Origin of the sequence: Streptomyces malaysiensis subsp. malaysiensis, from assembly GCF_040653035.1 — a bacterium.
Taxonomy (GTDB): domain Bacteria; phylum Actinomycetota; class Actinomycetes; order Streptomycetales; family Streptomycetaceae; genus Streptomyces; species Streptomyces malaysiensis.
This window is the reverse complement of record NZ_JBEZNG010000026.1, coordinates 34,313-48,047: the sequence shown is the minus strand read 5'-3', so window position 1 is coordinate 48,047 and position 13,735 is coordinate 34,313. Positions and strand designations below refer to the sequence as shown.

The following is a 13,735-nucleotide window of genomic DNA, read 5'->3' as shown; positions in this document are numbered from 1 at the left end:
TGTGAGAGCGGGAAATGTCGCCCGGGTATGCACATCGCGCAGCCGGAAATTCTCGGCCGACTCTCCTCACGGAGGGGGCTCGCATCGCTACGGTGGGTACGTGGAGGGGAACGAAAACCTCATCAGCGCCCTGCGCGAGAGCGGGCTCACTCAGACCGCCCTGGCGGACGCGGTGAACACTCATCTGCACCGCGACGGCCACGAAGGCACGGTCAGCGACCGGACGGTCCGCAACTGGCTGACCGGAAAGACGCGTTGGCCGCACCCTCGGCAGCGGGCAGCCTTAGAGGCAGTATTCGGATGTAGTGCCGAAGAACTGGGATTCGTCCCACCAGCCCGAAGATGCCCCGCCACAGAACCGGAGGATCCCGTGAGGCGCCGGAACTTCCTGATGGCCACCACCGGTACGACGGCCGCGGTCGCCGTCCCTCTCATCGCACAGCACTCCGTAGGCACCTCCGACGTGATCCGGCTCCGTTCCGGCTTGGACGCCCTGGTGGCCGTGGACGCCACACGGGGAGGCCACGACGAACTGGAGCGCAGGGCGCTTGCCGGGGCGGCCAAGGCGCTGGAGAAGCAGAAGCTGGGTGCCTCCCAGCGCATCCGCCAGAGGCTGTTCGGCGTGGCCGCCGACTACACGTGCAGTGCCGCTTGGTCCGCCATCGACGACAAGCGCACCGACCGGGCTCGCGGCCTGCTGGACCGGGCGCTCTATCTGGCCGGGATGTCCAAGGACTCCGTCCTCGAGCTGGAAGCCTGGAACTTGTACTCCATCCTCGCCCACCATCGTGGTGCGTACACCGAGGCGGTCGACTCCGGCTATGCGGCCCAGGCGACGGCCATCGCTCGGCGGGATCCGTTCTACGCCTCTCTGGCCCACGCCCGAACGGCACTCGGCCACTCCACCCTGGGTGAGCGGCAGCCCGCCTTACGCTCCCTCGGGTGCGCCTGGGAGGCCCTGGACAAGGCATCTCTGAACGATCCCCGACCGAGTTGGACCGCCTTCTACGGACCTGGCGAGCTGCTGGCCCTCACGTCCATCGTCCGGGACAAGATCGGCCAGCCCGTGGAGGCCGAGGCCGCCTCCCATCAGGCCCTGGCCGACATCCCCCAGCACTTCCGCCGCAACCGTGCTCTGGCCACCGCACGGCTCGCCATGACCCAGCTCCACCAGCACGACGTCGACCAGGCGTGCGCCACGGCCTCCACCGTCTTCGACCTGATGGACGGGCACCCGATCCCCGGACGCATGCGGTCCCTCCTCGGGGACTACTACCGCGACCTGATCTCCCTCGCGCCGAAGGCCACCGTGGCGCGCGAGTGGGGAGACCGCTACCGAGCCGAATGGAGCCGCGCGTGACCGCCGCAGGGCTGAACGTCCGACACTTCACCCACACCGATCTCCCGGAGATCCGCCAGACGCTCATCGACGTACACGCCGACGCCCTCGCGGACGAGATGGACGACCCCTTCAATCAGCGCTTCCCTTGGTTCGTGGACCACTGGGGCGGCCGACCGGGGTTCGCCTGCGTGATCGCGTACGACGGCGACAAGGCCGTGGGCTTCGCCTACGGCGCCCCGGGCAGCCCCGGTCACGAGTGGTGGCGCGAGCACCTCGACCCGGCGCCGGAGAAGCACCGGACCTTCTCGTACTCCGAACTGGCCGTCATCCCGGCGTGGCGGAAACAGGGCGTGTCCGAACGGCTGACCCGCGCGCTGATGGAAGACCGGGACGAGGATCTAGTGGTCCTGCTCGTGGACACCGAACACCCCCGGGTGCAGGCCCTGTACGAGTCCTGGGGCTTCCGTAAGGTAGGCAAGGACCAGCCCTTCCCGGACTCCCCGGTCTTCGCTGTCATGCTCGCCGAGCTGCCCCTGTCCTGACCCGGTGCGGCAGCCTTCGTGCGGCCCCCGCAGGGTGCCCGCAGGCACCCTGCGGGCGGCCCCGCACAGGCCATCCCGTACAAGTCGCCCCGCGCAGGCCGCGCAGGCCGCTCAAGCGCTGAGCCGGAACTCCTCGGCCAGATCCTGGAAGATCCCCGCATTCAGCGCGTACGCGCGCTTGCACTCCTCCACGGCGCGCTGCTTCTCCAGGTCGTCCACCGGCAGCGCGTCCAGCAGTGCGCGGTATTCGCGCTTGAACGCGGCGGGGTTGCCGATGGACTCGAAGACGTAGAACCGCACGCCGTCGCCCTTGCGGTCGAAGCCCCAGGTCTTCTCCGCCGTGTCCCGGACGATCTGGCCGCCGGACAGATCGCCCATATAGCGGGTGTAGTGGTGGGCGACATAGCCCGCGGGCCAGTCACGGGCGCACTCCGCCACCCGCGCCGCGTACGCCGCCGTGGCGGGCAGCGCGGTCAGGCCGGTGCGCCAGTCCGGGCCGCCGAGGTGGGCCAGATCGCGCTCCAGCTCGGCCATGCGGGCCAGCTCCGGCCGGAGGAAGGGGCCCGCCACGGGGTCCGCGGCGAGCGCGTCGGCCGGGGACTCCAGGGCGCGGTAGACGAACCACAGCTGCTCGGAGTAGCGGCGGTAGGCCGCCACCCCCAGGCGCCCGCCGAGCAGGTCGGTCATGAACGACGAGCTCCCGACGTCCGAGTGCGCTTCCCGTGAGGCGGTGCGTATCAGGGCGGAGAACTCCACGGTGGACCTCCGGGGCCGAGGCGAGTAGGTTAGCCTTACCTAAGTAGAGACCGTTGGCTACGTCAATGCTTTCCCGACAGGCTGTCGGTAAAACTGCCCGCAGAGGAATAAGGGGCCCTCGGTAAGGCCCCGCTACTCGCCTCGCTACTCGCCAGAACCCGTCAGCCCACTACGGCAGGGTGAGGATCTCCGCCCCGGAGTCCGTCACCACCAGCGTGTGCTCGAACTGCGCCGTCCGCTTGCGGTCCTTGGTGACCACGGTCCAGCCGTCGTCCCACATGTCGTACTCATGGGTGCCGAGCGTCAGCATCGGCTCGATGGTGAAGGTCATCCCCGGCTTGATCTCGGTGGTGTGATGCGGGCTGTCGTAGTGCGGCACGATCAGACCGGAGTGGAACGAGCTGTTGATCCCGTGGCCGGTGAAGTCGCGGACCACGCCGTAGCCGAAGCGCTTGGCGTACGACTCGATGACCCGGCCGATGATGTTGATCCGGCGGCCCGGCTTGACGGCCTTGATCGCGCGGTTGAGGGACTCGCGGGTGCGCTCCACGAGCAGCCGCGACTCCTCGTCCACCTCGCCGCACAGATAGGTGGCGTTGTTGTCCCCGTGCACCCCGCCGATGTAGGCGGTGACGTCGAGGTTCACGATGTCGCCGTCCTTGAGGACGGTGGTGTCCGGGATGCCGTGGCAGATGACCTCGTTGACCGAGGTGCACAGCGACTTGGGGAACTTGCGGTAGCCCAGCGTCGAGGGGTACGCGCCGTGGTCGCACATGTACTCATGGGCCACCCGGTCCAGCTCGTCCGTGGTGACCCCCGGCGCGATCAGCTTGGCGGCCTCCTCCATCGCCCGTGCGGCGATCCGCCCCGCGATCCGCATGCGCTCGATCGTTTCGGCGTCCTGGACCTCGGGTCCGTCATAGGGTGTCGGGCCCTCTTTACCGACGTACTCCGGACGCGGGATCGAAGCGGGGACGGAGCGGGTGGGGGAGAGCTTCCCCGGGACTAGAAGCGACTGGCCAGACATATCAGCGAGTGTATCGGCGGCGCATGGGGCAGCATGGCCGCAAGGGAGTACGAGCGGAAGGTCGGGGCCGGGATGGCGCTGTTCAGAAGAGGGACCGCCGGGAAGCCCGGCGAGTGGTACTACTGCATCAAGCACCAGAAGGTCGAGGAGGGCCCGGAGTGCCGCGCCGCCGACCGCCTCGGCCCGTACGCCTCCCCCGAGGAGGCCGCCCGCGCGATGGAAACGGCACGCGAGCGCAACGAGGAGTGGCGAAACGACCCCCGCTGGCGCGACGACGAACCCCCGGCGGCGGACTGAGGCGCTCTTCCGCACTCCGAAGCCCCAGGGCGGGCCCGACGACTCCGGCCCGGCACCTGGGCCCCGGACGCCGAGGGGGATCAGTCCGGGGTGGGGCTGAGTTCGCGTGACTCGCGTACCCGGCGGGCGTGTTCGTCCGTCCGGGCGTCGTAGCTCATCAGTCGGGGCAGGGCCAGTGCCAGGAGGCCGACCGAGGCGACGCAGGCCACTCCGCCGGACCATACCGAGGCCCGTACGCCCATCCACCCGGCCATGGATCCGGCCCGGACCTGGCCCAGTTGGGGGCCGGTCGCGTAGGACAGCAGCTCTATGCCGGCCAGGCGGCCGCGCAGCTTCTCGGGGATCGTCTGGTTCCACAGCGTGGAGCGGAACAGCCCGCTGATCATGTCCCCGCCGCCCGCTACCGCCAGGCACAGCAGCACCAGCCAGACGTTGGACAGCCAGCCTGCCGCCGCCATGGCCAGGCCCCAGACCGCGGCGCCCGCGACCACCATCCGGCCGTGGCGGTGGATCCGGGTCGTCCAGCCGCTGGTCGCGCTGACCACCACCGAGCCGACCGACCCCGCCGCGTACATCAGGCCGAGCGCCCAGGGCGCGTCCAGATCGTCGGCGAGGAAGGGGAAGATCGCGTTCGGGAAGGCGAAGAACATGGCGGCCATGTCCACCGCGTAGGTGCCCAGCAGCTCCTTGCGCCGCCAGGCGTAGCGCGCGCCCTCCCCGATCGCGCGCAGCGACGGCGGTTCGGCGTCGTGCGCGGGCGGGGTGGCGGTCAGCCGGAGGGCCAGGAGCCCGGAGACGGCGAACGTCAGCAGATCGAGGCCGTAGGCGAGCGGCAGCCCGGCGTACGCCACGACGACCCCGGCGAGCGAGGGCCCCGCGATGGCGGACAGCTGCCAGCGCAGCGCGTTGAGCGCGGCGGCCGCGGTCAGCTGGCCGTGCGGGACGATACGGGCCACCACCGCGTCGATGGCGGGGCGCTGGAGCCCGGTCAGCGCGCTGGTCAGCGCGGCCACCACGTACAGCGGCCACAGCATGGGATCCGGCAGCAGGCTGTTGACCAGCAGCAGCGCGGCGAGCAGCCCGAGCCCGGCCTCGGTCAGCAGGATCAGCCGCCGCCGGTCCACGGCGTCGGCCAGCGCGCCGCCGTACAGCCCGAAGACGATCAGCGGCACCAGCTCGACCGCCCCGATCGCGCCGACCGCGGCGGCGGAGCCCGTCAACTCCTTGATCTGGAGCGGCAGCGCCACCATCGTCAGGAAGCTGCCGAAGGCGGTCACCAGCCCCGCGGTCCACAGCAGCCGGAAGTCGCGCGAGGAGTGCCAGGGGGCGAGGTCGGGCAGCAGCGCGCGGGCCCGGGGCGTACGGCGCGCACGGCGCGCCGGAGGGTCGTCCTGGTCGGTCAAGGTCACGAGGTGACATCGTCCGGCGGGGCCGCCGAACCGGGCAACCGAATTACGGTCGGTGGGCGCCTTACCGGGCCATGCGGCGCCTTGCGGAGATGGCCGTCTTACGGTCCGTGGGCGCCTTACGGACGACGTGACGCCCTTACGGGGGTCATGCGCGCCTCACGGCCCGTGGGGACCGGGGCCGTGCGGCGCCTTACGGCAGGCGGACGGCAGGCGGACGGCAGGCGGGGCCTCGGCCTCGCGGGGCGCCGTCACGAGCGCGCGGGCGGGGCGCCGTCCCGAGTGCGCCGAGGGGCACCGTCGCGAGTGCGCGGGCGGGTTGGCCGTCAGGAGTGCGGGCAGGTGGCCCACCCCCGCCCGCACGGCCCGTACGAGCCCTCACCGGTGTGCGGGCCGGAGCGACGCTCACCGGTGTGCGGGCCGGGGTGACCCTCACCAGTGCGCGGGCCGGAGCGGCCCTCACCGGTGTGCGCACCGGAGCGACCCTCACCAGCGTGCGGGCCAGGGCGGCCCTCACCGGTGCGCGCCGGAGCGACCCTCACCGGTGCGCGGGCCAGGGCGACCCTCACCGGTGCGCGGGCCGGAGCGGCCCTCACCGGTCCGTGCGTCGGAGCGGCCCTCACCAGTGCGCGCACCGGAGCGGCCCTCACCGGTCCGTGGGCCGGAACGGCCCCGACCGGTCCGCGGCCCGGAGCGGCCCTCACCAATGTGTGGGCGGCGGCGCCGCCAGGTGTTCGGCCAGGCGGGCCAGTCGGTCCTGGAAGCGGCGGCGGCCGGGGCGCGGCAGGCTGTTCTCCCCGGCGGCCGCGCTGACCAGGTGCTGGAGGGTGTCGAGGCCGAGTTCGCCGCCCTCGGGGGCGGACAGCGCGTCATGGGCCAGGGTGTGCAGCTCGGTGTCGCCGCCGTCGAGGGCGAGCACGGTCGCCCCGCCCCGGCGGGCGTCGTTCACCCGCTCGAGCAGCCCCGCCCCGGGGTCGTCCGGTGCGACCACCAGCAGGGTCTCCCCACGGCCCGCCCCCTCCAGCCGCCCGAGGCCGACCGCCAGATGCGCGGGCACCGCGCCGCCCTCCGGCACCCGGTGGCGGACGAGGGTGGGGGACAGCTCGGGCAGTCCGGACCAGGCCGCCTCGTCGTCGAGGTGCGCGGCCAGGTGCCACGGTTCGTAACTCTCGCTGCCGAGCAGCAGCAGTCCCCCCTCGCGCGGCCCGACCGCGGCCCGCAGCGAGCCCGCGAAGCGGCGGGTGGCCTGGAGCCATTCGGTTCCGGCGAGGACTTCGCGCAGCAGCGCGACCCTTACGGCGTCCATGGCATCCGGATCCTGCCCCGGCCGGCGCCCCGGCGGGCGCGATTCGGACCCGGCTCACTCGTTCGGGGCATATGCGGCAGGCATGCCGTCAATCGAGCCCCCGCCCGGCGGCCGTTTGTGCTCCTTTCTGCGTCTCCAACTGTTCATGCGCCGTCTCTTGACGCTCTGTGAGGCAAACCCTAAGGTCGCCGGACACAAGGGACGTCCTACGTCCTATTTTTCTGACTCGGCACTCGATTGCGACGGGGCATCGGGAGGTCTGATGACAGTCGGTACGGGGGCGGCACGCTCGTACGAGGTGTCCGTTCCATTCCGGGCGGGAACCGAGGGGTACGCGAGCTACCGGATTCCGGCGGTCGTGCTGACCCGCGCCGGAACCGTCCTCGCCTTCGCCGAGGGCCGGGTGGACTCCTCCGCCGACTACGGCCATATCGACCTGGTGCTCAAGCGGTCGGCCGACGGCGGGCGGACCTGGGGCGCGTTACAGATCGTCGCCCGCAACGAGGACGGAACGGCGGGCAACCCCGCCCCCGTCGTCCTCGACGGCGGCCCCCACGACGGCCGCGTCCTGCTGGTGCACATCCGCAGCGCGGCCTCCGCCACCGAGGACCGGATCCGGCGCGGTGAGGTGAGCGCGGCCGACGGACGGCGGGTGTGGCTGACGTACAGCGATGACGACGGCGCGAGCTGGAGCGGGGCCCGCGAGATCACCGCGAGCACCAAACGGCCCGAATGGCGCTGGTACGCCACCACCCCCGGCCATGCCCTCCAGCTGCGGTACGGCGCCCACGCGGGCCGGATCGTCATCCCCGGCAACCACTCCCTGCCGCCGACCGTCCCCGGCGACGACGGCACCGAGGGGCGGTACAACGGCGGCCACGATCTGCTCAGCGACGACGACGGTGCCACCTGGCGGATCGGGTACGTGGACGACAACCCCGACGGCTATGTCAACGTCAACGAGACCACCGCCGCCCAACTCCCCGACGGCCGCGTCTACTTCAACACCCGCACCGACGCGGAGGCGCCCGGCAACCGCGCCGACGCCCACTCCGGCGACGGCGGCGCCACCCTGGACCTGCCCTTCCGGCCGCAGGCCGGTCTGGTCGCCCCCGTGGTCGAGGGCAGTGTGCTGCACCTCGGCGAACCGGACGCGCTGCTCTTCTCCGGCCCCGCCGACCCCGCGTACCGGGCGCTGATGACCGTCCGCACCAGCCATGACGGCGGTGTCACCTGGCGTCCCACGCACACCGTGAACGGCCTGCCCGCCGCCTACTCCGATCTGGTCCGGCTCGATGACGCCACGGTCGGACTGCTCTACGAGACCGGCGACTTCAGCGCCTACTCGACCATCACATTCCGGCGCATTCCAACGGAGGAGCTGGTATGAGCGATACCGCAGGAAACGGGAACACTTGGCCGTCCGGGACGCCCCGCCGTGCCGTCCTCGGCGGTGCGGCCGCCGCGGCCGCCGGGTTCGCCCTCGCGGGCTGCGGCTCGGACGACGACGGGGGCGATGAGCCCAAGGACCGCAAGAAGGGCCAGAAGATCACCCTGACCTTCTGGTCCTGGGTGCCGGGCATCGACAAGCCGGTCGCCCTGTGGAACAGCAAGAACCCCGAGGTGCGGGTCAAGGTCGAGAAGGTCTCGGCCGTCGACGGCGCCCAGTACGCCAAGATGCACGCCGCCATCAAGGCGGGCAATCCGCCGGACCTCGGCCAGATCGAATACCCGGTCGTGCCCAGCTTCCTCATCGACAACGGGCTGCTGGACCTGACCGAGTACGGGGTCGCCGAGCACAAGGACATGTTCATCGGCTGGCAGTGGCAGCAGTCCGTCTTCGGCAAGGCCGTCTACGCCGTACCGCAGGCGTCCGGTCCGATGGGCCTGTTCATCCGTCAGGACCTCTTCGAGAAGTGGGACATAGAACCGCCCACCACCTGGGACGACTACGAGGCGGCGGCCACGGCGATCCGTAAGAAGGGCGCCTGGATCGAGACCTTCTCGGCCACCAACGGCAACCGCTTCGCCGGGCTGGCCTGGCAGGCCGGGGCGCGCTGGTTCGGCTCCGAGGGCGACACCTGGACCGTCTCCATCGACGACGAGCCCACCCGTAAGGTCGCCGACTACTGGTACGAACTGGTCCGGCGGAAGCTCATCAAGACCATCCCGGACCGGCAGAACGCCTGGTACAAGGATGTCCAGACCGGTGCCATGGCCGCCTGGCTCGGCGCCAGCTGGGGCGATGCCCTGCTGGTCGGCAACGCCCCCAAGACCGCGGGCAAGTGGCGTGTGGTGCCCATGCCGCAGTGGAAGAAGGGCGACGCCGCCTACGCCAACTGGGGCGGCTCCACCACCGCGGTCTTCGCCAAGACCAAGTACCCCAAGGACGCGCTGGCCTTCGCGATCTGGCTCAACACCGACCCCGAGTCCATCAAGCTCCTGATCGAGAACGGCTATGGCACCCCGGGCGCCAAACAGGGGTACACCACCTCCCAGCTCGATGTGCACAAGGACTTCTTCGGCGGCCAGGCGTACAGCAAGGTCTTCGACGAGGCGAGCAAGGGCGTGGACACCAGCTGGAAGTGGGGACCCGCCACGGACACCCTCTACCAGCGGCTCGGCGACGCCTTCACGGCGGCCATCGGGGACGGCTCCTCCTTCCGCTCGGTGCTGAAGAAGGTGCAGGGCGAGACGATCAGCGATCTGAAGGAAAAGGGTCTCCAGGTGAAGGCCGGGTGAGGCCGATGAGAGGGGTGCCCCGCCGCCTCACCCGGGCCGAGGCACGCAGCGTCCGGGCGGCGTCCGGGTTTCTGCTGCCCTTCCTCGCCCTCTTCCTGCTGTGCTTCATCGCCCCCATCGGCTACGCCCTCTACGAAAGCCTGCTGAAGGTCGAGCGCACCGGGCCGCTCGGCCTCGGCGGGGAGACCAAACAGGTGTGGGCGGGCCTGTCCAACTACGTCCACGCCCTGGAGGACGACCGGTTCACGGCGGGCTTCGGGCGGGTGCTGCTCTTCGGCGCGGTCCAGATCCCGGTGATGATCGCCCTCGCCACCGGGCTGGCGCTGCTGCTGGACGCGGCCTCCGCACGCTGGGTCGGCTTCTTCCGGACCGCCTTCTTCCTGCCGTACGGCGTGCCCGGTGTGATCGCCTCGATCCTGTGGGGCTTCCTCTACGTCCCCGGGATCAGCCCGCTGGTGGAGATGGCCCATTCGGCGGGCTGGGACGTGGACTTCCTGGGCCGCGGGGCGGTGCTGTGGTCCATCGCCAACATCGTCACCTGGCAGTTCACCGGCTACAACATGCTGGTGCTGATCGCCCAGCTCAAGGCCGTACCCGGCGAGCTGTACGAGGCGGCGCGGATCGACGGGGCCAGTGCCTGGCAGGTCGCCCGGCACATCAAACTCCCGCTGATCCGGCCCGCGCTCGTGCTCACCACCGTCTTCAGCCTCATCGGCACCCTCCAGCTCTTCGCCGAACCGAAGGTGCTCAAACCGCTCAGCAACTCCATCGACTCCGGCTACACCCCCAATCTGGCCGCCTACAACGAGGCGTTCACCAGCAACAACCAGCACATCGCGGCGGCCGAGGCGGTGCTGCTCGCCCTCGTCGCCTGCGTCCTGTCCTTCGGATTCCTCAGGCTCGTGGGACAGCGGGGGAAGGACGGCGAGAGCGGATGAACGAGGCGAACGACCTGGCGGGCGGCGCGATCGCCGACCAGCCCACCGGCGCGGCCGTACCCGGGCAGGCGCCCGAGACGGCCCCGTCCGGCGCCCGGCCCGGTGCGGGCCGCCGCCGCGCGGCGCGGGGCCGGGCGGGCCGCGGCGGGTCGGAACCCCCGTTGCGGCACCGGATCATCACCGTCTCGCTGCTCACCGTCGCCGCCGTCTACTTCCTGACCCCGGTCTACTGGCTCGTCGTCTCCTCCACCAAGTCCAGCAGCGATCTCTTCGGCACCTTCGGCTTCTGGTTCCACGACCCGCATCCGCTGGACTATCTGCACCGGGTACTCACCTACGACGACGGCATCTACGTCCGCTGGTTCGCCAACAGCCTGATGTACGCGGGCGTCGGCGCGCTCGCCGCCACCCTGCTGTCGGCCGCGGCCGGGTACGCCCTGGCCAAGTACCGCTTCCCCGGCCGGGAGGGGATCTTCAACGTCATCCTGGCCGGAGTGCTCATCCCGGGCACGGCGCTCGCCCTCCCGCTCTATCTGCTGTTCAGCGAGATCGGGCTGGCCAACACCTACTGGGCCGTGCTGATCCCCAGCGTCGTCAGCCCCTTCGGGGTCTATCTGTGCCGGATCTACGCGGCCGCCGCCGTCCCGGACTCGCTCCTGGAGGCGGCGCGGATCGACGGCGCGGGGGAGGCCCGGATCTTCTCCACGCTGGGGCTGCGGCTGATGACCCCGGCGCTGGTCACCGTCTTCCTCTTCCAGTTCGTGCACATCTGGAACAACTTCTTTCTGCCGCTGGTCATGCTCTCCGACTCCGATCTCTATCCGATCCAGCTCGGCCTGACGTCCTGGCAGGGGTACGCGGACCGGCAGCCGGAGCTGTACCAGTACACGGTCGGCGGGGCGTTCCTGTCCGTGCTGCCGCTGATGGTGCTGATGGGCGTACTCCAGCGGTACTGGCGCACGGGGCTGACGGAGGGGAGTGTCAAGGCGTAAGAGACGTCACCGTGAAGGTGACGGCGGTGCGTGACAGGATCACTGTCATGACTACTCCTGATGCACCTCATGCCGCTCATGCCGCGAGTCCCGCGTCCGGCGCCCCCGCGAAGAAGGCTCCCGCCAAGGACCCCTGGGACCTCCCCGACGTGGCCGGGCTGACCGTCGGCGTCCTGGGTGGCACCGGTGACCAGGGCCGCGGCCTCGCCTACCGGCTGGCCAGGGCCGGTCAGAAGGTGATCATCGGCTCCCGGGTCGCCGAGCGCGCGCAGACCGCGGCGCGGGAGCTGGGCGGCGCGGAGCTCGGCGTGGAGGGCGCGGACAACGCCGAGTGCTCGCGCCGCAGCGACATCGTCATCGTGGCCGTCCCCTGGGACGGCCACGCCAAGACGCTGGAGGGGCTGCGCGAGGAGCTGGCCGGGAAGCTGGTCATCGACTGCGTCAACCCGCTGGGCTTCGACAAGAAGGGCGCGTACGCGCTGACGCCGGACGAGGGCAGCGCCGCCGAGCAGGCCGCCGCCCTGCTCCCGGACTCCCGGGTCACCGCGGCCTTCCACCACCTCTCGGCCGTGCTGCTCCAGGACCCCGAGGTCGAGCAGATCGACACCGATGTGATGGTCATGGGCGAGTCCCGCGCCGATACGGACCTGGTCCAGGCGCTCGCGGCCCGCATCCCCGGTATGCGCGGCGTCTACGCGGGCCGGCTGCGCAACGCCCACCAGGTGGAGTCCCTGGTCGCCAACCTGATCTCGGTCAACCGCCGCTACAAGGCCCACGCGGGCCTGCGCGTCACGGACGTCTGAGGGGTCCATGCGCCCGCGGACACCCGGGGCGCCCGGCCCCTCCGGCGGTGCATGGGGGACAATGTCGGGGAGTGACACACCCCCCGACAGGAGCCGACCCCATGCCCCGCCTCGCCCTCTACACCCTGGCCGTCTGCGTCCTCGCGATCGCCGCGGCCGTCGTGTCCTTCGCACGGGGGAGCTGGCTCGGCATCGTCTGGATCCTGATCGCCGGTATCTCGTCCAACATGGCCTGGTACTACCTCCGCAAGGCCCGCGCCGACCGCGCGGCCGACCGCGAGAGCAGCACGGGCGCGGCGGGCTGAGGCCACGGGGCGCCTGCGGCGGGCTGCTTTCCCCTCCCCGCCCCTTCCCGCGGCATCCACTTGCGGCTCCGCCGCGTGGCAGGGGCTTCGCCCCTGGACCCCGGACGCCCTTCGGGCGTGTCCTCAATCTCCCCCAGCTACCGCTGGGAGGTGCCCCCCGACGGGCTGATTTCAGCCCCTCCGGCGATTGAGGAGCGGGGTCTGGGGCGGAGCCCCCCACGCGGCGGAGCCGCATATCGTCAGGTGTCGGGAAGGGGCGGGGAGGGGAACAGCCCGCCGCAGGCGCCCCCTACGAGCGGAATCCGGCGATATCGGGCTCGCCCTGCCAGAAGCGGAAGAATTCCTGACCCCAGTAGGTGTCCCACTCCGTGACGCCCAGGGCCCGCATCAGCGCGTCGACCGCGTTGAAGAACGCCTGGTTGACCTCGGGTATCCACAGGATGCCGAAGACCGCGAGCAGTCCGAACGGCGCGTACGGCTCGACCTGGCGCCGGATGCGGTAGGACAGCCAGGGCTCGATCACCCCGTAGCCGTCCAGGCCCGGCACCGGCAGGAAGTTCAAAATCGCCGCCGTGACCTGGAGCAGCGCCAGGAAGGCGAGGGCATAGCGGAAGAGCTCCGGCACCTGGTCGGTGGCGCCGAGCCAGAAGGGGGCGGTCAGCGCGGCCGCGAACAGCACGTTCGTCAGCGGGCCCGCGGCCGAGATCACACTGTGCTTCCAGCGGCCCTGGATCCGGTGCCGCTCGATGAACACCGCCCCGCCCGGCAGCCCGATCCCGCCCATGATCACGAAGATCACGGGCAGCACGATGCTCAGCGCCACATGGGTGTACTTCAGCGGGTTGAGGGTCAGATAGCCCTTCGCGCCGATCGACAGATCCCCGCCGTGCAGCGCGGTGCGGGCATGGGCGTACTCATGCAGACAGAGCGAGACGATCCAGCCGGAGACGACGAACAGAAAGACGGCGAAGCCGGGGCTCGCGGAGTACTCCGTCCACACGGCCCACGCGGACACGACCATGATCGCGAACAGACCGAGGAAGACGGGGCTGATGCGCCGGTCGCGGCGGCTGATGGCGGTGGTCATCGGGTGGGGTCTCCATACGGGGAGTGGGCACTGACGGAAGAACGGTGATCAGTGTGCGCGGAGTTCCGGGCGAGAGGGAACAGACGTGATCAGCGCCACGCGGGCGGGGTGCCCAGCGGCTAGTCTGAGAACGACCTGGCCAGGGAGGAACAGTGACGAGCGCGGAGGACCGGGCGTTGGAACTGCAAGAGC

At 70.9% G+C, this 13,735-nt stretch carries 14 protein-coding genes; 9 read left to right on the top strand and 5 right to left on the bottom strand.

Features of this window, described 5'->3' with window-relative positions; translation table 11 throughout:
- The first annotated feature begins 1 nt into the window (after position 1).
- Complete coding sequence (locus AB0E24_RS36525; RefSeq protein ID WP_518524788.1) at positions 2-1,360, top strand: helix-turn-helix transcriptional regulator; 1,359 nt, start codon at positions 2-4, stop codon at positions 1,358-1,360.
- On the top strand, positions 1,345-1,884 hold the full coding sequence (locus AB0E24_RS36520) for a GNAT family N-acetyltransferase (protein WP_102934378.1): 540 nt from the start codon (positions 1,345-1,347) through the stop codon (positions 1,882-1,884). The genes AB0E24_RS36525 and AB0E24_RS36520 overlap by 16 nt, the downstream gene beginning before the upstream one ends.
- Before the next feature lie 111 nt (positions 1,885-1,995).
- Here AB0E24_RS36520 and AB0E24_RS36515 read toward each other — a convergent pair whose 3' ends face one another.
- Together AB0E24_RS36515 and map are read right to left on the bottom strand one after the other, a co-directional pair.
- On the bottom strand, positions 1,996-2,640 hold the full coding sequence (locus AB0E24_RS36515; protein WP_359383713.1) for a biliverdin-producing heme oxygenase: 645 nt from the start codon (positions 2,638-2,640) through the stop codon (positions 1,996-1,998).
- A 169-nt stretch (positions 2,641-2,809) separates the two neighbouring features.
- Positions 2,810-3,667, bottom strand: a complete 858-nt coding sequence (gene map / locus AB0E24_RS36510; RefSeq protein WP_069869247.1) for a type I methionyl aminopeptidase — start codon at positions 3,665-3,667, stop codon at positions 2,810-2,812.
- A 72-nt stretch (positions 3,668-3,739) separates the two neighbouring features.
- Here map and AB0E24_RS36505 point away from each other — a divergent pair, with 72 nt between their 5' ends.
- On the top strand, positions 3,740-3,964 hold the full coding sequence (locus AB0E24_RS36505; protein WP_069869248.1) for a hypothetical protein: 225 nt from the start codon (positions 3,740-3,742) through the stop codon (positions 3,962-3,964).
- Positions 3,965-4,044: 80 nt separating this feature from the next.
- Here the strand turns inward: AB0E24_RS36505 and AB0E24_RS36500 are convergent, their stop codons facing one another.
- Both AB0E24_RS36500 and AB0E24_RS36495 read right to left on the bottom strand, forming a co-directional pair.
- Positions 4,045-5,367: an MFS transporter gene (locus tag AB0E24_RS36500; protein ID WP_359383819.1), complete on the bottom strand. Its 1,323-nt coding sequence runs from the start codon at positions 5,365-5,367 to the stop codon at positions 4,045-4,047.
- A 703-nt stretch (positions 5,368-6,070) separates the two neighbouring features.
- Entirely contained in the window at positions 6,071-6,676 is a 606-nt protein-coding gene (locus AB0E24_RS36495) for a hypothetical protein (RefSeq protein ID WP_359383710.1), read from the bottom strand.
- Positions 6,677-6,938: 262 nt separating this feature from the next.
- On the opposite strand from AB0E24_RS36495, the gene AB0E24_RS36490 reads away from it, so the two are divergent.
- The 6 genes from AB0E24_RS36490 (at position 6,939) to AB0E24_RS36465 (ending at position 12,456) form a co-directional block, all read left to right on the top strand.
- Positions 6,939-8,066, top strand: a complete 1,128-nt coding sequence (locus tag AB0E24_RS36490) for a sialidase family protein (RefSeq protein WP_102934372.1) — start codon at positions 6,939-6,941, stop codon at positions 8,064-8,066.
- Positions 8,063-9,418 carry an ABC transporter substrate-binding protein gene (locus AB0E24_RS36485; protein WP_359383707.1) on the top strand — a complete coding sequence of 452 codons (1,356 nt, stop codon included), beginning with the start codon at positions 8,063-8,065 and terminating at the stop codon, positions 9,416-9,418. Before AB0E24_RS36490 ends, AB0E24_RS36485 begins: the two co-directional genes overlap by 4 nt.
- Positions 9,419-9,423: 5 nt before the next feature.
- Complete coding sequence (locus tag AB0E24_RS36480) at positions 9,424-10,356, top strand: carbohydrate ABC transporter permease (protein ID WP_069869252.1); 933 nt, start codon at positions 9,424-9,426, stop codon at positions 10,354-10,356.
- Positions 10,353-11,348 (top strand): carbohydrate ABC transporter permease, encoded by a 996-nt coding sequence (locus AB0E24_RS36475; RefSeq protein WP_359383704.1) that lies wholly within the window; start codon positions 10,353-10,355, stop codon positions 11,346-11,348. The genes AB0E24_RS36480 and AB0E24_RS36475 overlap by 4 nt, the downstream gene beginning before the upstream one ends.
- Before the next feature lie 47 nt (positions 11,349-11,395).
- Positions 11,396-12,151: an NADPH-dependent F420 reductase gene (npdG, locus tag AB0E24_RS36470; protein WP_079260423.1), complete on the top strand. Its 756-nt coding sequence runs from the start codon at positions 11,396-11,398 to the stop codon at positions 12,149-12,151.
- 101 nt (positions 12,152-12,252) lie between these two features.
- Positions 12,253-12,456: a hypothetical protein gene (locus AB0E24_RS36465; protein WP_167501261.1), complete on the top strand. Its 204-nt coding sequence runs from the start codon at positions 12,253-12,255 to the stop codon at positions 12,454-12,456.
- A 289-nt stretch (positions 12,457-12,745) separates the two neighbouring features.
- On the opposite strand, the gene AB0E24_RS36460 is transcribed toward AB0E24_RS36465, so the two are convergent.
- Entirely contained in the window at positions 12,746-13,543 is a 798-nt protein-coding gene (locus AB0E24_RS36460; RefSeq protein ID WP_079257362.1) for a site-2 protease family protein, read from the bottom strand.
- Between the last annotated feature and the right edge of the window lie 192 nt (positions 13,544-13,735).